At 61.9% G+C, this 22,139-nt stretch carries 21 protein-coding genes; 16 read left to right on the forward strand and 5 right to left on the reverse strand.

The features are described from left to right. Positions 1 to 423 precede the first annotated feature (423 nt). Positions 424 to 888, forward strand: a complete 465-nt coding sequence (locus tag IB272_RS27275; RefSeq protein WP_034798540.1) for a mobile mystery protein A — start codon at positions 424 to 426, stop codon at positions 886 to 888. 5 nt (positions 889 to 893) lie between these two features. Continuing rightward, a complete protein-coding gene (locus IB272_RS27280; RefSeq protein WP_034798541.1) occupies positions 894 to 1,487 on the forward strand; it encodes a mobile mystery protein B in 594 nt (197 codons plus the stop codon). A gap of 1,089 nt (positions 1,488 to 2,576) precedes the next feature. Here IB272_RS27280 and IB272_RS27285 read toward each other — a convergent pair. Next, positions 2,577 to 3,506, reverse strand: a complete 930-nt coding sequence (locus IB272_RS27285; RefSeq protein WP_051659442.1) for a LysR family transcriptional regulator — start codon at positions 3,504 to 3,506, stop codon at positions 2,577 to 2,579. Between the two features lie 92 nt (positions 3,507 to 3,598). Here IB272_RS27285 and speB point away from each other — a divergent pair, with 92 nt between their 5' ends. The 7 genes from speB (at position 3,599) to betA (ending at position 10,420) form a co-directional block, all read left to right on the forward strand. After that, on the forward strand, positions 3,599 to 4,570 hold the full coding sequence (speB, locus tag IB272_RS27290; protein ID WP_060582008.1) for an agmatinase: 972 nt from the start codon (positions 3,599 to 3,601) through the stop codon (positions 4,568 to 4,570). A 4-nt stretch (positions 4,571 to 4,574) separates the two neighbouring features. Then, complete coding sequence (locus IB272_RS27295) at positions 4,575 to 5,357, forward strand: SDR family oxidoreductase (protein WP_192445455.1); 783 nt, start codon at positions 4,575 to 4,577, stop codon at positions 5,355 to 5,357. Continuing rightward, complete coding sequence (locus tag IB272_RS27300; RefSeq protein ID WP_112772678.1) at positions 5,354 to 6,091, forward strand: SDR family oxidoreductase; 738 nt, start codon at positions 5,354 to 5,356, stop codon at positions 6,089 to 6,091. Before IB272_RS27295 ends, IB272_RS27300 begins: the two co-directional genes overlap by 4 nt. Then, positions 6,088 to 6,978 (forward strand): polysaccharide deacetylase, encoded by an 891-nt coding sequence (locus tag IB272_RS27305; protein WP_127890255.1) that lies wholly within the window; start codon positions 6,088 to 6,090, stop codon positions 6,976 to 6,978. Before IB272_RS27300 ends, IB272_RS27305 begins: the two co-directional genes overlap by 4 nt. Before the next feature lie 102 nt (positions 6,979 to 7,080). Further along, on the forward strand, positions 7,081 to 7,251 hold the full coding sequence (locus IB272_RS27310) for a hypothetical protein (RefSeq protein WP_090297727.1): 171 nt from the start codon (positions 7,081 to 7,083) through the stop codon (positions 7,249 to 7,251). A 1-nt stretch (position 7,252) separates the two neighbouring features. After that, entirely contained in the window at positions 7,253 to 8,716 is a 1,464-nt protein-coding gene (locus tag IB272_RS27315; RefSeq protein ID WP_192445456.1) for a cytosine permease, read from the forward strand. An 18-nt stretch (positions 8,717 to 8,734) separates the two neighbouring features. Further along, positions 8,735 to 10,420 carry a choline dehydrogenase gene (gene betA, locus IB272_RS27320; protein ID WP_192445457.1) on the forward strand — a complete coding sequence of 562 codons (1,686 nt, stop codon included), beginning with the start codon at positions 8,735 to 8,737 and terminating at the stop codon, positions 10,418 to 10,420. A gap of 116 nt (positions 10,421 to 10,536) precedes the next feature. Here the strand turns inward: betA and IB272_RS27325 are convergent, their stop codons facing one another. Then, on the reverse strand, positions 10,537 to 12,048 hold the full coding sequence (locus IB272_RS27325) for a PLP-dependent aminotransferase family protein (protein WP_192445458.1): 1,512 nt from the start codon (positions 12,046 to 12,048) through the stop codon (positions 10,537 to 10,539). Positions 12,049 to 12,275: 227 nt separating this feature from the next. On the opposite strand from IB272_RS27325, the gene IB272_RS27330 reads away from it, so the two are divergent. The 6 genes from IB272_RS27330 (at position 12,276) to IB272_RS27355 (ending at position 18,066) form a co-directional block, all read left to right on the forward strand. Further along, entirely contained in the window at positions 12,276 to 13,394 is a 1,119-nt protein-coding gene (locus IB272_RS27330) for an ABC transporter substrate-binding protein (RefSeq protein WP_113080419.1), read from the forward strand. Between the two features lie 79 nt (positions 13,395 to 13,473). Further along, complete coding sequence (locus IB272_RS27335) at positions 13,474 to 14,358, forward strand: ABC transporter permease subunit (protein WP_192445459.1); 885 nt, start codon at positions 13,474 to 13,476, stop codon at positions 14,356 to 14,358. Then, entirely contained in the window at positions 14,355 to 15,143 is a 789-nt protein-coding gene (locus IB272_RS27340) for an ABC transporter permease (protein WP_192445460.1), read from the forward strand. Before IB272_RS27335 ends, IB272_RS27340 begins: the two co-directional genes overlap by 4 nt. A gap of 2 nt (positions 15,144 to 15,145) precedes the next feature. After that, positions 15,146 to 16,204 (forward strand): ABC transporter ATP-binding protein, encoded by a 1,059-nt coding sequence (locus tag IB272_RS27345; protein ID WP_192445461.1) that lies wholly within the window; start codon positions 15,146 to 15,148, stop codon positions 16,202 to 16,204. Positions 16,205 to 16,246: 42 nt separating this feature from the next. Further along, positions 16,247 to 17,278: a TIM barrel protein gene (locus IB272_RS27350; protein ID WP_192445462.1), complete on the forward strand. Its 1,032-nt coding sequence runs from the start codon at positions 16,247 to 16,249 to the stop codon at positions 17,276 to 17,278. Beyond that, a complete protein-coding gene (locus IB272_RS27355) occupies positions 17,275 to 18,066 on the forward strand; it encodes an inositol monophosphatase family protein (protein ID WP_281436409.1) in 792 nt (263 codons plus the stop codon). Before IB272_RS27350 ends, IB272_RS27355 begins: the two co-directional genes overlap by 4 nt. A gap of 327 nt (positions 18,067 to 18,393) precedes the next feature. On the opposite strand, the gene IB272_RS27360 is transcribed toward IB272_RS27355, so the two are convergent. The 3 genes from IB272_RS27360 to IB272_RS27370 are packed head-to-tail and all read right to left on the reverse strand — an operon-like array spanning position 18,394 to position 20,597. Continuing rightward, positions 18,394 to 19,449, reverse strand: coding sequence for a LacI family DNA-binding transcriptional regulator (locus IB272_RS27360; protein ID WP_234824553.1), 1,056 nt, complete (start codon positions 19,447 to 19,449; stop codon positions 18,394 to 18,396). Continuing rightward, positions 19,446 to 19,670: a tautomerase family protein gene (locus tag IB272_RS27365; RefSeq protein WP_192445464.1), complete on the reverse strand. Its 225-nt coding sequence runs from the start codon at positions 19,668 to 19,670 to the stop codon at positions 19,446 to 19,448. Before IB272_RS27365 ends, IB272_RS27360 begins: the two co-directional genes overlap by 4 nt. A 15-nt stretch (positions 19,671 to 19,685) precedes the next feature. Beyond that, positions 19,686 to 20,597, reverse strand: a complete 912-nt coding sequence (locus IB272_RS27370; RefSeq protein WP_060644216.1) for an SMP-30/gluconolactonase/LRE family protein — start codon at positions 20,595 to 20,597, stop codon at positions 19,686 to 19,688. Positions 20,598 to 20,947: 350 nt separating this feature from the next. Between IB272_RS27370 and IB272_RS27375 the strand changes: the two genes are divergently transcribed. Further along, on the forward strand, positions 20,948 to 22,072 hold the full coding sequence (locus IB272_RS27375; RefSeq protein WP_034798635.1) for a sugar ABC transporter substrate-binding protein: 1,125 nt from the start codon (positions 20,948 to 20,950) through the stop codon (positions 22,070 to 22,072). Positions 22,073 to 22,139 lie beyond the last annotated feature (67 nt).

The following is a 22,139-nucleotide window of genomic DNA, read 5'->3' on the forward strand; positions in this document are numbered from 1 at the left end:
CTCGAAACTGGTGGTCGAGCATCTGAACCAAACGGTTCCGCACAATCAAGCAGCTCTCAAAAGTTTGCTGCCGTCAGCAGGCGGAAATGTCGCTTCATCGGAAACGCAACAGGCCCGTTATCAGAAAAACGCGCATGACGTGTAGACCCTCCAATCCCATTGCAAGGTCGAGATGCGGTCCGCGAGCGGGCGGTGGAGCTCGTAGCGTAGAAATAATCAGCGGTAAAAGGCGCCATGCAGCTGTTGATGTCGGGTTGGAAAGCCGGCACGCGTTCACTGCGACCAGAGAGTTCACGTTGAAATTGCGGCCACTGCTCATGGATATATGATCAAGGATGGGAATATTGATTATCTTTATATGTTCTATTAAGCTGACCATGATCATTTATTTGTGATAATTTTCTTCTTTATGGACATAAATATATGAACAGAAAGCAAGCCGCGCTCGCGCGAAAACAGTTGGAAAGACGTCTCGCGCCCGTGCGAGAACTCAAAATCATCTCGCCGCCTCGCGGTTGGATGAAGGCCATCCGGGAAGCTCTTGGTATGACCACCCGACAACTTGCCCACCGCATGGGAGCGGCTCCGTCTCGCATACCGGCCATCGAGAAGGCCGAGGTTTCCGGAGCGACAACAATCAAGACCCTTCGTGAGGCCGCTGCGGCAATGAACTGCACGTTCGTCTACGCTTTCGTGCCGATAAAACCGCTCGACGATATCCTTTACGAGCGTGCCGCCGAAAAGGTGGGCGAGGATATGACGAGGCTCGACCACACCATGCGGCTGGAGAATCAGGCGCTGCTTAAGTCGGACCTGGAGGCAGAACGTCGGCGGCTCGTGGAATCCCTGCTTACCGACGCTGCACGGCGCCTTTGGGATGAGGATTGAGATCCATGGCTGAAGATCCTCTATTCGAGCACGACGACGAGGCAAACACCCCTCTACCCCCTGAGGAGCGGGAGCGGCTCATCCCTTCCTACATCACCTTGCGGCACGAGTTGAATGAGGCCGAGCAAGTCAATATCGGCGAGGGCCTGCGGTGGGCAACGTCGCGAAAAAGGGACGTGCTCGACCAGGCTTTTCTTTGTGAGCTGCATCGCCGCATGTTTGGGGACGTTTGGGACTGGGCTGGGGACTACAGAACCACGCCTCGCAATATCGGTATCGATGCCTATCGCATCTCAGTGGCAGTCAGGCAGGTGGTCGACGACGTACGCTACTGGGTCGAACACGAAACTTTTCCGCCCGACGAGATCGCCGTGCGGTTCAGTCATATGCTCGTGGCCATTCATCCCTTTCCGAACGGGAACGGCAGATTTTCCCGGCTGGCTGGTGATCTGCTGGCACGTCGGCTTGGCCGGCCGCCCTTTACCTGGGGCAGAGCTGATCTGGTGGATGCGGGCGAGACCCGCGCTCGTTATGTTGCGGCCCTTCGGGCGGCTGATAACCACGACATAGGACCGTTGCTGGCGTTCGCCCGCTCTTGAGGTTCGAACGGGGAGTTAGCCAACCGAACTGAACCGAGGAAGACGATATGAAGACATTCACGCAGTCGCAGTGTCGGGCGAAATGAAAAACTGATCCCCTGGAGGTGCGGACGAATTCTTGGACTAACAGGAGATAGTTCATGTATTCGTACGAAGACCGCATGAGAGCCGTGCAGCTCTACATCAAGCTTGGCAGACGCGTGAAGGCCATGGCGGACGCGCTGGGGATACACAAGACGGGCTGACAGATCAGAGATCGCGCACCTTGCCCGGCACGGAAGCGCCTGCCGTGGACAACATCGTGTCCAATACCAAACAACGAGGAAAACCCTCTTCGGCTTTCGAGCCATCGATCAGAAATTTGCCTGAGGCGGGCGGGAGAACGCATCCCGTCCTACCCGCTTATGGGGCGTGAGCCGTCTGTGATTGCCCTGCCAGATGGAATCGAAACCCCGGAGCGTCAGCTTCGAGTGCTGCTCAAGCATGTTGTGCCGCATGGCTCGGGCAATAGCGCGCGAAAGCGTTCTGTCATACGTTCGCTCGCCCGGTCCGGCCGGCACGCCGAGCCTCGAACTGTAGAGCGCGTCGTCAGCTTATGGGCAATGCGCTCGCCTTCATCGAATGCAGCAAGCTGGCATGCCGTCGAGTTTGCGTGCGGGGTTATACCGATGGATGCCGCCATTGCTCTTGGCACCGCCATGGCGACCGTTGCGCTGTCCGACAGAATGGCGACACCTTCGCCGATTACCTGCATGACTGCATTATGTCCGACATTCCGACCACGAGGCGCTGATCATCGAGGACGATCTGGGCAGCGAGTTTCGCTATCGGGGCGGTCCGATTCCACCGCTGAAAGCGCTCGATCAGGCCAGCCAGGTCATCTATATCGGCGCCTGCAGCATGACGCTGCTGCAATCCCTGCGCGTCGGGTACATGATCATGCCGAGGGCGCTAGCGGAAAGGTGCCGCCGGCTGATTCAGGTTCGCTATGGGCGTTGCCGCAGTTCACCGAACAGATCGTTACCACGATTGAGTCGTCCGACACATCCAATCCGCGTGTCGAGGATCACCCCGAAATCGCCATCGAGTCTAGCCGGGGCGCGCGCTTGCGAGGATCGCCTGGGCAAGCGTCTCGGCGGCACGCGAGGGCTTGCTGCGGGGATGGGCGATGTGGAACATGTCCTCGAACGTCATGCGCTCGGGGGCGAGCAGCCGCAGGCGACCGTTGCGTACCCATTCGTCGGCGTAGTGGTCGGGCAAGAAGCCGATATAGGCGCCGGAGAGGAGCAATAGCAGCGTGCCCTCCATGTGCGGCGTGGCCGCCGCCCAGTGGAAGTTTACCCCACAGATCGTCTCGGTAAGCATGTAGGTGCGACCAGCAAAAGACTGCGCTTCCAGAACTGCGTCGGTGAGCGCATCGTCGGGCAGGTCGAATAGCGGGTGACCCTGCGCGCAATAGAGTTTCTGCACCTCGGAAAAAACGGGCTGCGTGCGCAAATGCGGCGTCGCGCTGCCGACCGTCGGCATCAGCACGATCTGATAACCACCATTTAGAAGGCCCTGATGCAGCACCTGCGGCGCGGCGACGTCGATCTCCAGATGCACACGCGGCGCCTGTCGGTGGAAGGCAGCGAGCGCCCCCTGGAGATCGAGATCCCGGTTGGTAATCATCGCGTCGACAGTGCCGAAGGTCAGGCTGCCGGTCAGTTCCCCTTGCGCTTCGCCGACACGGCTCTGGAACTTTTCCAGCGAGCCGAAAAGATCCAGCGTCGCCTCATAAACGAGGCGTCCCTCGTCGGTCAGAAGGAAACCGCTTCGCCCGCGGCTGCAGAGGCGTAAGCCCAGCCGCTCCTCAAGGTGGCGCATATGGGTGGAGATGGTCGCCTGCGTCATCCCGAGTGATGATTGCGCGGCGGAAAACCCCCCATGCTGCACGACGGAGGCAAAGACACGCAACAATCTCAACTCTGCATCGCCGAGCGACAGATTGAGGATGCGATGGCGAACCTTGTTGATCATTCATTGATTAAGTCACAACTAAACATCCAATCATAGATATTTTTAAGCGTATCGACCTTCCACACACTCCCTTCATCCTGAGGAGGAGAGACATGGCGGGTAATTCCTATGAAACCGGGCGGCTGAACCTGCCGTTCGTCGGCATCTGCACCTTCGGCAAATATCCCTACCAGCCGGACTGGGATGCGATCGATGCGGATGTGGCGATCCTCGGCGCGCCGTTTGACTGCGGTACGCAATGGCGCGCCGGCACCCGCTTCGGGCCGCGGGCCATCCGCGAGGCATCGACGCTGTTTTCCTTCGGCCATGGGGGCGCCTACGATCACGAGGACGACGTCACCTACCTGCCGAGCGACAAGGTTTCGATCGTCGATATCGGTGACGCCGACATCGTCCATACCGACACGATGAAGAGCCACGCCAACATCGAATTCGGCGTGCGCAAGATCCTGGCCGCCGGCGCGCTTCCGGTGGTGCTCGGCGGTGACCACTCGGTCAACATCCCCTGCATCAACGCGTTTGAAGACGACTGTGCTGAACACGGCCCGATCCATATCGTCCAGATCGACGCGCATCTCGACTTCGTCGACGAGCGGCACGGGGTTCGCTACGGCCACGGCAATCCCATGCGCCGGGCCGCCGAGAAGCCCTATGTCTCCGGGCTCTCGCAGTTCGGCATCCGCAACGTTTCCTCGACGGCCAAGGAAGGCTACGAGGATGCGCGGTCAATGGGCTCGGATATCCTGTCCGTGCGCCAGATCCGCGCGCTCGGCACGGAGAAGGTTGCTTCGCGCGTGCCGGCCGGAGCCCGCTACTACGTCACGATCGATATCGACGGCTTCGATCCCTCGATTGCGCCGGGCACCGGCACGCCGTCCCATGGCGGCTTCATCTATTACGAGGTGCTGGAGATCCTCTCGATACTCGCCAGGCGCGGCACCATCGTCGGCATCGACCTGGTCGAGGTTGCGCCGGATTACGACCACTCAGGCTCGACCTCGATCCTCGCCGCCCAGGTGCTGATGAACCTCATCGGCCGCGTCATGCACGCCAAGAGAGGCTGAGACCATGGGTCGTATCGCTTACGATTTTTCCGGCGAACACGTGCTGGTGACGGGCGCCAGCCGCGGCATCGGCCGCGCCGTCGCGGAAGGTTTTGCCGCCGCCGGGGCAGAGGTCACAATTCTTTCCTCCGGCCGTGGAATTCAAGAGGCCGCCCGCGAGATGTCTGAACGCTTCGGCCGCAGGATCGCGGCGCTCGAATGCGATATCACCGACAGTGCTGCCGTTAAGGCAACGCTTTCGCCGCTTGGTCGCATCGATGTCCTCGTCAACAATGCCGGGCTCGAGCGCATTACGCCGGTGACCGACGAAGACGATAGCGTAGAAGACACGTTCCGACGCATCACCGATATCAACACCAACGGCACCTTTTATGTGACCCGCCATGCGCTGCCTCACATGCGCGAGGGGGGCCGCATCGTCGTCACCGCGTCGATCTGGAGCCGTGTCGCGGTGCCGGAGTTCTCCGCCTATATCGCCTCCAAGCACGCCAATCTTGGTTTCACCCGGGTGATGGCCAAGGAACTTGGGGGACGCGGCATTCGCGTCAATGCCGTCTGCCCCGGCTGGGTGCGCACCGAGGCGGCGATGCTGTCGCTGAAGAACATGTCGCTGCGCACCGGGCGCAGCGAGCAGGACCTGCTGGACGAGATCTTGGGAGCCCAGGTCCTGCCGGGCCTCCTGGAACCGGAAGACCTCGCTGCACCCTATCTCTTCCTCGCTTCCGATGGCGCAAGGGACATGACGGGCCAGGCGCTGATGCTCGACCGCGGCGAGGTGATGGCATGAGTGCGCGCGTTCTTGTCACCGGCGCCTATCGCGGTATTGGGGCTGCTTGCGCCCTGGCATTCGCAGCGACAGGAGCTCGGGTTGCGCTTGCCGATATTCGCAAACCGGACGAGACGGCGATTTCGGCTGTACAGGCAGGGGCTACGGAAACCCTGACGCTTGCCTGCGATGTCTCAGACGAAGGTTCGGTCGCCGCCATCGGCGAGGTGGTGCAACGGACGTTCGGCGGACTGGATATCGTCGTCCACTGCGCCGGCGTCATTCATGAAGCGCCCTTGCTTGAAACGCCCGTTGCGGATTTCGACCGGGTCATCGCCATCAACCTGCGTGGCAGCTTCCTCGTCGGCAAGATGGCATTGGGGCTGATGGGGGGAACGGCTGAGGAGCCCGCGCGGCTGATCATGATTGCCTCCGACATGGCCTATTACGGCCGCGAGACCTTTTCGCCCTATGTCGCGTCCAAGCACGGCGTGCTCGGTCTGGTGCGTTCCTGGGCAAAGGAATTTGCGCCGCGCGTGCTGGTCAATGCGATCTGCCCCGGTCCGATCGATACCGAGATGCTTGGGGCGGCGAACATGAGCGCCGAATGGCGTGCCAGGGAACTGGCGATACCGCTTGCGCGCTTCGGCAAGCCCGAGGAGATCGCCGAACTCGCGCGGTTTCTCGCCGGCTCTGGCGGGCGCTACTTCACCGGCCAGGGGATCGGCAGCAACGGCGGGAGCATCATGCCATGATCGCCAATCCCATTCCCTGGCCGAACGGCGCCAAATGCGCCGCCTCCATCACCTTCGACATGGATGCCGACAGCCTCGTCCATATCGCCCATCCAAAGGATGGCCACAGCCGCGTATCGGCGATCTCGATGCTGCAATACGGGCCGAAGGTCGCGATCCCGCGCATTGTCGAGAGCTATCGGCAACTGGGCATCAAGCAGACCTTCTTCGTGCCGGCCTGGTGCATCGAGCAATATCCGCAGGCGATCGAGGCCATTCTGGAAGGCGGCCACGAGCTGGCGCATCACGGCTTCCTGCACGAGCACCCCCGCGAACTTTCGGACGAGCAAGAGGCGCACTGGCTCGACCGCGGCATCGAGGTGATCGTGAAGGCGAGCGGCAAGCGACCGCGTGGCTGGCGGGCGCCGCTTTACAATTTTTCCCACCGGTCCGCTGACCTCCTGGTGTCGCGGGGCTTTGCCTACGACGCTTCGTTGATGGGTGACGACATTCCCTATCTGCTTGAATGCGACGCCGGCGCCCTCGTCGAGCTGCCGTCGCACTGGGGCCTCGACGATTGGCCGCAATATGTCCAGTCGATGGACCTCGACTACATGATGCCAATCCGCGCGCCGGAGCAGGGCTTTGCCGCCTTTTCGCAGGAGTTCGAGGCGGCCTATCGCCACGGCGCGCTCTGGGTGCCGGTCGTGCATCCCTTTGCCACCGGCCGGCTTGCCCGCTGGGAGGTGGTGCATCGCTTCCTCGAACAGGTTCTCACGCGCGGTGACGTCTGGTTCGCGCCGATGGAGGAGATTGCCGCCCATGTGCGGCGTGTTGTCGAAACCGGCAGCTGGTCGCCGAGGATTGACCGACTGCCCTTCTATTCCGAGCCCGTCACGGTTCGGTAGCCGGCAGCGGGTTTATCCGCTTCCGAAGATCGGCGGCTGATGGAGCCGCAATGGACTTCGCGGAAAGACGCCAGAAGGCGCGACGCGAAAAGGGGAACGACGATGGAAAACAACGATATCGCCTGGCAGAGCGAACTGGCGCGGCGCGCCCGCATCTATGAAGATATCGAGGCAGGCGACCGCTTCGAGGGCACGATGACTGTGCTCGACTACACCGGCATGACGGTATTGACGCTCCTGCTGGTCGTCGGCTTCTGGCTCTGGGGGGCTTGAGATGACCGATCATGTCGCACTCGAACATATCTCCACTTTGAAGACGGAACAGGAAGAGGCCGCCCGCAATCGTGCTGCCGCCGAGCGCGGCGATGCGCCCCTCTTGCCGTCTGAACGGCTCTGGGGCTTCTGGGAGTTCACCTATGCCAATTCGGCACTGGCGATTGCCACCTGGGCCTTTCTGATCGGCGGCTCTGTCGGCCTCTTCGTCGGGCCGAAGGAGGGTATCGCCGCCATTATCATCGGCAACATCGTCGGCGTCGTGCTGACGGCGCTCGCCACCACCACCATGACCGGCCGCTACGGCGTCGAGCAGTTCGTGGCGCTGCGCAGCCAATTTGGTTACAACGGCAGTCGCGTCGTCTATGTGCTCGCCGTCGTCATTCTCACCATGGGGTGGCTTGCGGTTCTCGCGATGATGTTCGGTCGCTCGATCGACGGGCTGATGGCGCTGAGCGCCGGTGAGGCCGCCAATCCGACGGGCGCGAAGATGATCATCGCCGCGATCGGCGCAATCCTGCTCACCTGGTTCATCGTCGCCAAGGGGCCGACCTCGATCAAGTTCTTCAACATGGTCGTGTCGCCGGCGCTGGTCCTCTTGATGGTGGCGATGCTCTACCTCATTCTCAGCCATCATTCGATCGGCGAGCTTCTGGCCTTGCCGGCCCTTGCGCCGCCTTTCGAGGACAAGACGCTGAACTTCATCGTCGCGATCGAGGTCAATCTGGCAGCCGGCTTCTCCTGGTGGCCTTATATCGGCAATCTGGCGCGGCTGACGAAGAACGAGCGCACCGCCTTCTGGCCCAATGTTCTCGGTATCTTCGGGGCGGCAGCACTCGGCGAAATTGTCGGCCTGCTTGCAGCAGTCGCACTCGGCGAAAGCGATCCGACGATCTGGATGACGAAGATCGCCGGTCCGATGATCGGCATCGTCGCGCTGCTTTTCGTCGCCTTCGCCAATATGACCTCGATGGCAAACATCCTCTACACGTCGATCGTCGGCCTCAGGCAGGTCGGAACCGCATCGGTTCGCGCCATTTCCTGGGGCGCTATCCTGTTCCTCTTCTGCCTCATCCCGTTCGGGCTCGTGGTCTTCTACCCGCAGATGTATGACGGCTTCTTCATCTTCCTCGTCTGGACTTCGGCGCTGAATTCCGCGCTCGCCGGTATCGGGATCGCCGACTACTTCTTCCTGCGTGGCCAGAAGCTCGACATGCGCAGCCTGCACGGACCGCAGGAAAACGGACCCTATCGGTTCTGGGCGGGCTTCAACCCCATCGGGCTCTTTGCCCTTGCGGTCGGCTTCATCGTCTATGTCGCCGTCTTCAATCCGCAGACGCTGGCAAGCCTGCCGGCCTTCAAATACCTGACCGCCTCCGTGCCGTCCTGCCTTGCCGCAGGCGCCACCCACTACGTGCTCACGCGGCTTTTTGCCCGTGGCCGTGGTTGGGGCCAATACCCGTAACGCCTGGAGAAGACCGCCGTGAGCGACACCTACGACTACATCATCATCGGCGCAGGATCGGCCGGCTGCGTGCTCGCCAACCGCCTTTCGGAGGACCCGTCGACCAGGGTGCTGGTTCTTGAATTCGGCGGCAGCGACAAGTCGATCTTCATCCAGATGCCGACGGCGCTTTCGATCCCGATGAACGGAACGAAGTACAATTGGAAATACATGACCCTGCCGGAGCCCGGTCTCGACGGCCGGCGCGTGCATTGCCCGCGCGGCAAGGTCATCGGCGGCTCGTCCTCGATCAACGGGCTCGTCTACATGCGCGGCCACGCCAGCGACTTCGACGAGTGGGAGGAACTGGGTGCGCGCGGCTGGCGCTACGCCAACTGCCTGCCTTATTTCCAGCGCGCCGAAAGCTGGCAGGACGGAGGCGACAGCTATCGCGGCGCCTCCGGGCCTCTTGCGACCAATGCCGGCAACGGGATGAAGAACCCGCTCTATGGCGCCTTCGTCGATGCCGGCCGCGAGGCGGGTTACATCACCACAGACGACCCGAACGGGCACATGCAGGAGGGCTTCGGGCCGATGCACATGACCGTCAAGGACGGCGTGCGCTGGTCGACGGCCAACGCCTATCTGAAGCCGGCGATGGAGAGGCCGAACCTCACGGTCATCACCCATGCGATGACGCGGCGCGTGCTTGTCGAAGGCACGCGCGCCGTTGGCGTCGAGTACGAGCTCGGCGGCGAGCGTCATGTCGCGCGCGCCAACCGCGAGGTGCTGATTTCCTCCGGACCGATCGGATCGCCGCACCTGTTGCAGCGCTCCGGTATCGGGCCAGCCGCCGTGCTGCAGAAGGCCGGTGTTCCCGTGCTGCACGATCTGCCAGGGGTCGGCGAGAACCTGCAGGATCATTCCGAGGTCTACATCCAGTATGCCTGCAAGGAGCCGATCACGCTCAACGGCAAGATGGGGCTCCTCAGCAAGGCTTTGATCGGGGCCGAATGGCTCTTGTTCAAGAAGGGGCTTTCGGTCTCCAACCACTTCGAAAGCGGCGGCTTCATTCGCTCCGACGCGTCGCTGCAATGGCCGGATATCCAGTTCCACTTTCTGCCGGCCGCCATGCGCTACGACGGTAAGAAGCCGCTCGACGGCCACGGTTTCATGGTGCTGACCGGTCCGAACAAGCCGAAGAGCCGCGGCTATGTCCGGCTTCGCTCTCCGGAGGCCCATGAACAACCGGATATCCTTTTCAATTATCTCGACCGCGAGGAGGACCGCGAGGGCTTCCGCCGCTGCCTGCGGCTGACGCGCGAAATCATCGCCCAGCCGGCCTTCGACCGCTTCCGCGGCGAGGAAATGGCGCCGGGCAAGGATGTTCGAAGCAACGACGAGATCGACGCCTGGGTGCGCGAGACAATGGAAAGCACTTACCATCCTTGCGGCTCCTGCCGCATGGGTGAGGACGGAATGGCAGTCGTCGACAGCGAGCTCAAGGTCCGCGGCATCAACGGGCTGAGGGTGATCGACAGTTCCGTCTTTCCGTCAGAGCCGAACGCCAACCTCAATGCGCCGACGATCATGCTGGCGGAACGCGCCTCCGACATGGTGCGCGGCAAGCCACTGCTTGCGGCTTCCAACGCCGCAGTCGGCGTCGCCCCCGGCGTTGGCGTCACCCAGCGCAGTGGAAAGCCGCTTCGCGCCGTCCGGCAATAATGATCCTTGGAAAGGGCGGTGCGTCATGTTGCGCGGTATCGGCTACGTGGTCGCCCGGCGGCTTCGCGGCGATGACGAGGATCCGGAGGATTGGGCCATGGCGGTCGAAAGGCTCCTCAATCGCCTGATCGCCCGATGCGGCCTTGCGATCGGGCGATCGCATCGGCCAGCCGGAAAAGAAGAGGCCTCATTCGATCCGCCGGAACGCCGGCATAGCCCAGAATGAGCGCAGCCGGCTGAGGTGTCGCGATCGTGTAGTCCGACAGGGGATAGCATTGCAGTCCGGCATCGAGCACGGCGCGGTGGGAGGCCTGGTCTTCCCGGCTGCCCTCCAGCCAGGCGAGTGCATTGAGCCCGCTTTCGGAGCAGTCGATGCGGGCAAGTCCGGCAAGCGCATCCCGCCCGGCTAACATGAAAGCCTCGCGGCGCTCGGCGTAAAGGCCGCGCATCCGGCGCAGATGGCTGGCAAAGTGACCGCCGCCGATGAACTCGGCGAGCGCGAGCTGGGTTTCCACCGGGACGCTGCGGTGGATCAGCCCCGAGAGCGTGCGAAATGTCCCGACGAGTTGGGGTGGCAGGACGAGAAAGCCAACGCGGATGCCCGGATAGAGCGCCTTGCTGAAACTGCCCGCGTAGATCACCCGGTCGTCGCTGTCGATGGAGCGCATCGAAGGCAAAGGCGCGCCGTCGTAGCGGAATTCGCTGTCGTAGTCGTCCTCGATGATCCAGGCGTCGCTCGCCCGCGCCCATTCGAGCAGGGCAAGCCGGCGTGGAAGCGATAGGGTGATGCCGAGCGGGTGGTGGCGCGACGGCATGACGAAGGCGAGGCGCGCGTCGGGATAGCGAGCCATCGCAGCCTCGACATCCATGCCGTCTGCATCGACATCGGCCGGACACAGCCGCAGCCCGAGCGTGCGAAACAGGTTGCTGGTGGTCACCGGCCCCGGATCTTCGAACCAGATCCCGTCGCCAGGATCGGCAAGCGCCAAAGCCGAAAGCGTGAAGGCGGCGTGCCCCCCGGGCGTGATGACGATCTGTTCGGGATCGCAAGGGTCGCGCCGGTGCAGGGCCAGATATTCGGCGATCCTCTGGCGAAGCACCAGTTCGCCCGCGACGTCGCCATAGCCCATGGCCACGGCCTTGCCGCCGCGCGTCACGGCGTTCCAGCATTTCCTCCACACAGCGAAGGGAAACCGGTCGAGCGCCGGACGGTTGGGCAGGAAAGGCCTGTCTTCCATTTGGCCGATATCGGCCGACATCCGGCATGACAAGTCGCCAATTCGCGATAGCCGCGGCGGCGCGCGGTCGGCGACATCGTGGCGGGTGGGCCTCGACAGCGGCTTTGCCGGTTGGCGCGGCAATGCGGCCGAGACGAAAGTACCGGCACCCTGTCGTGCCTCCAGATAGCCCTCCGCCTTCAAGTTATCGAGCACCCGCACCAGCGTCTGGCGCGACAGGCCCAACTCCTCGGCAAGGATTCGGCTTGCAGGGAGCCGTGTTCCAGCGCGCAGGTGCCCTTTCAGGATCGCCATGCGCAATTGGTCCTGCACCTGGCGGAATTTCGGCAGGGCGACTGTCGCGTCGAGGCGAAGGAAAGGCAGGATTGGCCCTTCAAGCTGTTTGACCACCGGTGCGCCTCCAAAAATTGGTACAGTAGAATGCACCATAATGGACGTTTCTTCGTCGTCCAATTGTTACATCCTGTCCCTACACGAAAACGCACCGATGCATCCCTTCGCAGGACGCAGACAAGGTGCGGGGGAACCGGGAAAGGCGGCGGTGCCGACGACCGGATGCAAGGACAAAAAGCAGCCATCGCCCACGATCCGTCGTCGACGGTCAACAGGAGGAATTCATGAACAAGCTTCTATCGCGTGCAACCAGTCGCGCCTTCGTCTCCACACTCGCCCTGGCGGCGGCCCTGCCGGGTCTTGCCCAGGCTGAGGCATCGCAAGAGCTGGTCGCTGCCGCAACGAAGGAAGGCATGTTGACCGTCATTGCGCTTCCGCACGACTGGTGCAACTACGGAGACGTCATTGCCGGCTTCAAGGCGAAGTATCCGGGCATCGAAGTCAACGAACTGAACCCCGACGCCGGTACCGCCGACGAGCTCGAAGCCATCCGCGCGAACAAGGGCAACACGGGTTCGCAGGCGCCTGACGTCGTCGATCTTGGCCTGGCTTTTGCGCCGGCTGCCGCCAAGGAGGGCCTCCTTCAACCCTACAAGGTGGCGACCTGGGACGAAATTCCTCAAAACATCAAGGACGAGCAAGGCTATTGGTACGGCGACTACTACGGCGTCATGGCCTTCGGTGTGAACAAGGATCTGCTTGATACTGTACCGGCCGACTGGTCGGATCTGTCGAAGTCGGAGTACTCTGGGGCTGTCGCACTCACCGGCGATCCACGGTCTTCGGCACAGGCCATCCTGGCGCTGATGTCGGCAGGCATCTCGCGGGGCGCCAAGCCTGGAACGGAATCGGGCAGCAAGGGCCTGGAGCTCTTTGCGGAACTGAACAAATCCGGCAATTTCGTGCCTGTGCTCGGCAAGGCCGGCACGATCGCGCAGGGGCAGACCCCGATCGTCGCCGCCTGGGACTACAATCTGTTGGCCTGGCGTGACGCGTTGAAGGGCAACCCGCCGATGGACGTCGTCGTACCGGCAAGCGGTGTCGTCGCCGGGGTCTATGTTCAGGCAATCTCGGCCTACGCGCCACACCCGAACGCCGCCAAGCTCTGGATGGAATATCTCTATTCCGACGAAGGCCAGACCGGTTGGCTGAAGGGCTACTGCCACCCGGCGCGCTTCAATGCCATGTTGAAGGCTGGCAAGTTCCCGCAGGAGCTGCTCGACAAGCTGCCGCCTGCCGAAGCCTATGAAAAGGCGATCTTCCCGACGGTCGACGAGCTTTCCGCCAACAAGACGGCGATCGTCGAGGGCTGGGACAAGGTGGTCGGCGCCAACGTGAAGTAATCCTTCGCTTGAGAGAGAGGCTTCACTGGTCGTGACGCCTCTCGCCCCCTTTGGCGCAATTTTCCCAGGGACAAATCCGATGACGACAAGCGTCGCATCCCTGCCGGCCGTCTTCCGGCCACGACAGGTTCTCAGCTGGTTAGGGGTCGCCCCCTTCTTCGTCTTCGCCACGCTGTTCCTCATCCTGCCCACGCTCAACATCGTGCTCGGCGCGTTCCGCAACGCTGAGGGACAGATGACGCTGGAGAACCTCGGCAAGCTTCTTGCGCCATCCATACGATCGGCCTTCTGGATCTCGATCGAGCTCAGCCTGCTGACAGCGGCGCTCGGGTGTCTGTTCGGCTTCCTCATTGCCGCTGCCATCACGCTCGGCGGCCTTCCGCGCCCCCTTCGCAATGCCATCCTGACCTTCTCAGGCGTCGCTTCGAATTTTGCCGGCGTGCCGCTCGCCTTCGCCTTCATCGCAACCCTCGGCCGCCTTGGTTTCGTGACGATGCTGCTGCGCCACTGGTTCGGCATCAATCTTTATGGCGCCGGCTTCAACATTGTCTCCTTCCTCGGACTGGCGCTTACCTACCTCTATTTTCAGATCCCGCTGATGGTGCTGATCATCACGCCGGCACTGGAGGGGCTGCGCCGCGAATGGCGAGAGGCGGCCGAAAGTCTCGGCGCCAACGGTTTTCAGTACTGGCGCCTGGTGGCGTTGCCAGTGCTCTGGCCCTCGCTTCTCGGCACGCTGGCTTTGCTTTTCGCCAATGCCTTTGGAGCAGTTGCGACCGCCATTGCGCTGACCGGCTCATCGCTCTCGATCGCGCCGATCGTCCTGTTCGCCCAGATCCGCGGTGACGTGCTCAATGATCCGCATCTGGGTTATGCGATCGCCTTTGCCATGATCCTTCTCACCGCCATTGCCAACGCAATCTATATCCTCCTGCGCATGCGCGCGGAAAGGTGGGTCAAATGAGGGAAAGGCGCGTCTGGTCCTGGCTCGCCGTCGCTTTGGGTGGGCTCTATTTCCTCCTTCCGCTCGTCGGCATGTTTGACTTCTCCATGCGCATGCAGCGCGATGGCTACAGCTTCGAAGCTTACCGCGTGGTGCTGGCCGATCCGCAGTTCCAGCAAACCTTCGGCTACTCCGTCGTTCTGGCCTTGCTCACGATCGTTCTTGGAATCCTGCTCATCGTGCCGACGGCCTATTTTGTCCGGCTGCGGTTTCCCGGGTTGCGCCCGGTCGTCGAGTTCCTGACGCTGCTGCCACTGGTGATTCCGCCGATCGTCATCGTCTTCGGCTACATCCGCATCTACAATACATCCTCCGTCCTGCCGCTCACAGGAAGCTGGTGGGGTACCAATCTCCTCCTTCTGTTCGGCTATGCGACACTGTCGCTGCCCTACATGTATCGCTCGGTCGACACGGGCCTGCGCACCATCGATGTCGGCAGCCTGACGGAGGCGGCCCAGAGCCTGGGGTCCGGCTGGACGCGGATCCTTGCCGTCGTCATCCTGCCAAACGTCTTTGTCTCGGTGCTATCCGGCGCCTTCCTCACCTTCGCGATCGTCATCGGCGAATATGTCTTTGCCGCCTTGCTCAACGTCGGCTCGTTCGGCCCTTACATGGTCTGGATGGGTGGCAACCGCGCCTACGAACCCTCGGCGCTCGCCGTTGTCGCTTTCGCCATCACCTGGGCCTGTATGGCCCTGATCCAGCTTGTCACCCATTTCTCCAAATTCGCCACCGTGAGGCGTTGACCATGGCTTTTCTAGATATCCATCACCTGGAAAAATCCTTTGGCCCGACCCGTGTCGTCAAGGATTTCAACCTCGACATCGAAAAAGGGGAGTTCGTCTCCTTCCTCGGCCCGTCTGGCTGCGGCAAGACCACGGTTTTGCGCATGGTCGCCGGCTTCGAGACGCCGACATCAGGCGCGATCCGCATCGACGGACGGGAGGTGACGGGGCTTGCCGCCAACCGGCGCAATATCGGCATGGTGTTCCAGTCCTATGCACTTTTCCCAAATTTGACGGTGGCGGAAAACATAGGCTTCGGCCTCAAGGTCGCGGGTGAGGGCAAGGCGGCCATTGCACGGCGCGTCGGTGAAATGCTGGATCTGATTGGCCTGCCTCAACTCGGGGGCCGCTATCCCTTCCAGCTCTCCGGCGGCCAGCAGCAGCGTGTGGCGCTTGCGCGCGCACTGGCACCGCGCCCGCAAGTGCTGCTGCTCGATGAGCCGCTATCAGCTCTGGACGCGAAGGTTCGCATTAGCCTGCGTGACGAGATCCGTCGGATCCAGCGCGATCTCGGCATCACCGCCATTTTCGTGACGCATGACCAGGAGGAGGCGCTGTCCATTTCGGATCGCGTCGTGGTCATGCACCAGGGCGTCGCCGACCAGGTCGGCACGCCGTTCGAGATCTACAACCGGCCGGCGACGCGCTTCGTTGCGCAATTCGTCGGTACGCTCAATCTCCTCGACGCCGACGTGTTGGATGCGACCACCGGTAAGGTGCGGCTTGGTGGTGTACCGGTGGCGCTGTGCCAGCCGCTTAATGGTCGGCCCGGCGAGCGCATCAGCCTGGCGATGCGTCCAGAATCGGTCGAACTGGGGCGCAGCGACTGCGATCGCGTCGTCCTTTCCGGCGAAATTGCAGCAGTGCATTTTCTCGGTTCAGTGATCCGCATCAAAGTGGCGGTCGCGGGCCAGTTCGTTTCGCTCGATACGTTCAACCAGCCCGACAGGCCGCCGCCCTCGGTTGGCACCACCGTAGAGGTCAGCCTGCCGCATCGCGATCTTCTGGTGCTTGCCGCCTGATGTTCCCTCAGCTTTGAAGTCGCCTGTGAAGGAGCCGGCTCTTTGACCGAAACGACGTTTGACGATCTGTCGTCGCCGGACTGGCGCGCAAAAATTGCCACCCTTTCCGGCCCGGCCCGCGCCCGGCTGGCGGAGCGGGCGCGCAACGCGCCGCTGTTTGCGCACGCCTATGCCTTTCATCTCAACATGCGTTTTGGCGGAGTGACACCGCTGCAGCTTGCCGAATTCGCCTATGAGCAGCGGCTCGTCGGCCTCAAGGTCCATGTCGAGGACGGCGAGGCAGCCAGTCTCGCCGGTATGTCAGACGCAGCGCTTTCTGAATATGGTGCCGCAGTCGAGCAGTTCGGACTGGAGCTCCATATCGAGACCAGCACGACGCAGGAGACAGGTCTCTTTGATGCGGTACGCATCGCGCTTGCCACTGGCGCGACGTCGCTGCGTTGCTATCCGCGCTACGAGGGACGCGTTTCGGAAATTGTCTCACGGACGATTGCGGATTTGCGACGACTGGAGACCTTCGATCCCGAGGGGCGGCTTCGCTACACGCTCGAACAGCACGAGGACCTGAAGTCGGAGGAGCTGATCGGCATCGTAAAGGCTGTCGCCAATCCGCGCCTTGGCCTGCTGTTCGACTTCGGCAACATGATCAATGCCTATGAGCTGCCGTTGCCGGCGCTTGCCGCACAGGCACCCTATGTGACCGAAGTGCATGTCAAAGACTGCCTCGTTCAGCAAGATCGCGACGGCTGGGCGCACCTCGCCTGCCAAACAGGCACCGGCCATCTGCCGCTGCATGCGATGTTCGTGGACCTGCTTCTGCTTGGCCAGGACCGTCCGCAGGTCTTAAGCTTCGGGCTCGAGGAAGAGGAGGGCTATTTCGCACCCGCCCTGCGCTTCCCCTCGGAGGAAAGCGACCCGTTCATCGCGGCTCGCTCCGCGAGTTTCACGGACATCGGGACCACCGACCTTGGCGCGCGGCTTAGCCAAGAGGCCATCGCCGCTCATCGGCAGCTCGAAACCGTAAGAACCATGCTCAATCAGATTGCTGCCGAAGCTTTGAGGATCGACCGATGACCCATGAGCCTGACTGCCCACCGCCCTACCTGACACTTGCGCACGCCATGGCCGATGCCGCAGCCAGCGTCATCCGTCCACACTTCCGCAAGCGTGTTGTCGTCGACGCCAAGGCAGACTCCAGCCCCGTCACCATTGCCGACCGCGACGCCGAGGCCACGATGCGGCGGATGATCGAGGCGCAGTATCCCAACCACGGGATCAGGGGCGAAGAATTCGGCGCATGCCGAACGGATGCCGAATGGGTGTGGGTGCTCGACCCGATCGACGGCACGAAGTCCTTCATCTCCGGCTCGCTCGCCTTCGGCACGCAGATCGCATTGCTCCATCGCGGCAAACCTGTCCTCGGCATGATCAATCAGCCGATCACCGGCGAACGATGGTTCGGCATAGGCTCCTCCGCGACCCTTAATGAGGAGCCGATCCGCACCAGCGAAAAGACTGCGCTCGGCGAGGCGATCCTCTATACCTCGGCCCTTGAGCAGTTCGACCGCGTGCGCCACGAGCGCTTCGACGCCTTGACTGACAAGGTACGCTTCACCCGCATATCTCACGATTGCTACGCGGCCGGGCTGCTGGCGCTGGGTGGCATCGACCTACTCGTCGAAAGCAATGTTTTCGACTACGACATCCTGCCACAGATGCCCATTATTCTGGCTGCAGGCGGCATCGTGACCGACTGGGATGGGCAGCCTCTTGCGGATGCGACACGGTACGACACCGTGTTGATGGCTGCAAACGCCGACCTCCATCGAGCCGCCGTGAAGATCCTTAGCCGGCTAGGATGAAATCCAGACGAACGGGCCGCTTAATCAATTGCCTGATCGTCGCGCTCGGCTTCAGCACCACCCATCCTCGACGATCATTGTCGCGAACGAAGCGCAGTTAGGGCCGAACTCGACGTTGCCGTAGCCGTGCTCGGTGAACATTCCGCACATCGGCACTAAAAGTCAGTTCATGGTGGCAATTTGCGGACGCTTCAGTGGGCGGTAGCTAGGCGCTCGACGATACCACCAAGACCTCAGCCTTCGAAGTAGAGGTATTGACGAGGCGATGAGGTGTCTGCGGCAAGTTTCCGGATGTTCCGATCCGCTCGGTTCCAGCGCGGTGCGTTGTCATTGCATCGTACTTTCACGTATCTTGAGCTCGAAGCCCAGGTCAACGATTGGCGATGCGATTGGCAGGCCAGCCAGTCGATCAAGCACCATCTGTACAGCCTGTCGGCCGATTTCATAGCGCGGCGTGCGGATGCTGGTGAGCGACGGATAGGCGACGTGCATCATGTCGAGGTCGTTGAAGCCGCAAATTGCCATGCGGTGCGGCACGGCGATGCCTGCCCTTTGGCATTCAAACAGCACGCCCATGGCCAAGTCATCATTGTTGCAGAAGACGGCGTCGAGATCGGCGACCTTTGCCAATGCGTCGGCCAGGAGCTGCCCGCCGAGCGAGACGCGAGACGGCGTCAACGTGGTTGTCACCAGCTTGGGATCAAAGGACTGTGCGGCCTCGAGCGCCGAGCGGTAGCCGGCGAGGCGGCGCTGCGAGCGTGGATCCATTCGGGCGCCGATGAAGCCGATGCGGCGATATCCCGCCTCGATCAGATGATTGGTGGCCACCTTGCCGCCATCGAAGTGGGAGAAGCCGACCAGCATATCGACCGGATCCTCGCCATATTCCATGATCTGCACGATGGGGCAATCCGCGCTCTCGAGCAGTTTGCGGGTCGTTTCGGTCTGGTCGATACCGGACACGATCAACGCCGATGGCCGCTGGCCCAAAAACATCCGGATCAGCCGTTCCTCTTCCCGTGGAGAGTAGTGGGTGTTGCCCATCTGGATCTGCAGCGGGCCGTCGCCGAGCCCGTCATAGATGCCTCGAAGGGTGTCGGCGAAGACGATGTTCGTCAGCGACGGCACGAGAACGCCGATCACATCGGCTCGCGCGGACGCGAGCGCGCGAGCATTGGGATCGGGCGCATAGCCAAGCTGGATCACCGCCGTATCGATCTCGGCGCGCAGTTCGGCCGAAACGAGCGATGGGTCGCGCAGCGCGCGCGAGACGGTGATCGCCGCGACGCCGGCCAGTTTGGCGACGTCGGCGATCGTCGGCCTGCCACTGCCGCGCCGGCTTGCCTTGCGGCCCTGGTCTCTGGAGACGATGTCGTCCGTCACGTCGATCCCTGCCGGTTGCGCGCGCGCAAGGTCTCCACATCGGTGTTGCCGACATACCAGTTCCTTGCGTCGACCTCATCGAAGACGACGGAAATTTCACGCTCGGCAAGCCCGGTCGCTTCGGCAATCGCCGTTACGAGCTTGCTTGCGATCGCAGCTTTCTTGACCGAAGGATCGTCGCCGAGGACCTCTCGTACGATGGTGAGCCGCACGAACGGCATGATTGACCTCCTGCCTCAGTAGAGACGTGCGCCGTTGACCATCAGCCGAACGGCATAAAGCGAACTGGTTGCGCAGATGTAGAGGATGTTTCGCTTGGGCCCGCCGAACACGCAGTTGGCGGTGTTTTCAGGCACTCTGACCTTGCCGAGCAGGGTGCCGTCCGGGTGATAGCAGTGGATGCCGTCGCGGGCACTTGTCCAGATCCGGCCTTCGTCATCCAGACGGAAGCCGTCAAACAGCCCGGCGGTGCAATCGGCAAAGACCTCGCTACCCGACGCGGTACCAGTTTCATCAACATCGAATACACGCATATGCGCTGGAAGATCAGGGCCGTGCGTCCGTCCGGTGTCGACGACGTAGAGCCGTCTTTCGTCAAGGGAGAAGGCAAGGCCGTTCGGCCGCACCATGTCTTTAATGACGGCAGTGACCGCGCCCGTCGCCGGGTCGACGCGATAGACATGGCAGGCTCCGATTTCGCTTTCGGCCTTGTGGCCTTCGTAATCGCTCTCGATGCCGTAGGCAGGATCGGTAAACCAGATCGACCCGTCGGAGCGCACGACGACATCGTTCGGTGAGTTGAGCCGCTTGCCGTTCCAGCGATCGGCGATGGTTGTGATGCTGCCGTCATGGTTCGTGCGGGTCACGCGGCGGCCGCCGTGCTCGCAGGTCACCAGGCGGCCCTGCCGGTCGGTGGTGTTGCCGTTTGAAAAGTTCGACGGCTGCCGGAAGACGCTCACATGCCCATCGGTCTCGTCATAGCGCAGCATCCGGTCGTTGGGGATGTCCGACCAGACGAGATAGCGCCCGGCGGCGAAATAGGCCGGCCCCTCGGCCCAGCGACACCCCGTATAAAGCTGCTCCACGCGGGCGCTGTGGTTGACCAGCCGGGCAAAGCGCGGGTCTACGATCTCGAAATCCTCGGCCATAGGGCTCCCTCATGCGGCAAAGAACGTATTCTTGAGCGTCGCGATATGATAGCGCTATCATTGCGGAAGGAAATAGGCTTCCTTCCGAGACGTCGAAATCACGCTGATTTCGATCTTAAACCGGTGATATTCGGTCCTCCGTAATCCGCAAATGTTACTTTACAATCGCATGTGGTAGCGCTACCTAATTAAGAGACAGCGGTGTTTTCGGGAGGAGACCAGAGCGCCTCGTCAATGGTGAAAGCAGGCATCCAGCGTGCCGGTGCCGCAGGAGTTCGTGCCGCTCGAGGGTGAGTTTCATCCCCGGGCTGGAGAACAAACAAGTGGCGCGCCAATGGGAGGAAATGTCGATGGTGAAGTCACTCGCTGGCGGCATCGTTGCCGCCACTGCCTTTTTCATGCTGGGATCTGCTGCCTATGCAGATCCGGAAATCGTTTCAGGGCCTGCAGCCGAGCCGGAATGTTTCGCGCCGTGGTCGGCGGATACGAAATTCTTCAAGTTCCCGAAAAAGGACGGCCCATATCGCATCGCACTTGCCAACGGCTACATCGCCAACACCTGGCGTATCCAGATGGTGCAGACCGCCAAGGCCTATGCCGCTCAACCCGACGTCGCAGCCAAACTGAAGGAGTTCAAGGTTGTTTCGACGGGCGAGGATGTGCCGGCCCAGATCTCGGCGATCAACAACTTCATCGACTCCGGCTATGACGCGATCGTCGTCAATGCCCAGAATCCGACGGCGTTTGCGCCGGTCATCAAGCGGGCGAAGGAAGCTGGCGTGGTGCTGGTCGCCTTTGACAACATCCTCGACACCGAGGACGCCATCAACGTCAACGTCGACCAGAAGGGGCTCGGGCAATTGTGGGGCGACTGGCTCGTCAAACATCTGCCTGATGGCGGCAAGGTGCTTGAGGTGCGCGGTGTCGCCGGCACGTCTGTCGATACCGACAGGCACGACGGCATCCATGAGAAGCTCCAGGCGTCGGGCAAGAAGTTCGAGGTCGTCGAGGTCATGGGCAAATGGGACGACGGCGTCGCCCAGAAGGTGACTGCAGACGCAATCGCAACCAGCGGCCCCTTCGACGGCATTACCGGGCAGGGCGGCGACACCGGCATCGTTCAGGCGATGATCGACGCAAAGCACCCCTTCGTGCCTTTCGGCGGCGAAACCGAAAACGGATTTCGCAAGTTCTGTGCGGCACATGCCGCCGACGGCCTGAAATGCTCGTCGGCTGGAACCGGACCCGCGCAAGTGGCCGTCGCCATCAAGACGGCGATTGCCGCGCTCGAGGGTCAGGTGGTGCCGCAGTCGGTCAAATTGCCCTTGGCCATCGTCGAAGATCCGAACTTCAAGGAAGGCCAGGATTATTTCCAGGCGGAGTCCGACAATTTCTTCGTCGGCAATTCGTTCCCCACCTGCGGGATCAATTTCTCCGCCCAGGAGATCATGAAGCAGAGCAAGGATAACCAGTAGTTCGATCAGGATCAGGGCACCGCACAGCTGTGCAGTGCCCTGTCGTCAACAACGGTTTTCCGGAGAG

Source organism: Ensifer sp. ENS08 (assembly GCF_014852195.1).
Taxonomy (GTDB): domain Bacteria; phylum Pseudomonadota; class Alphaproteobacteria; order Rhizobiales; family Rhizobiaceae; genus Ensifer; species Ensifer adhaerens.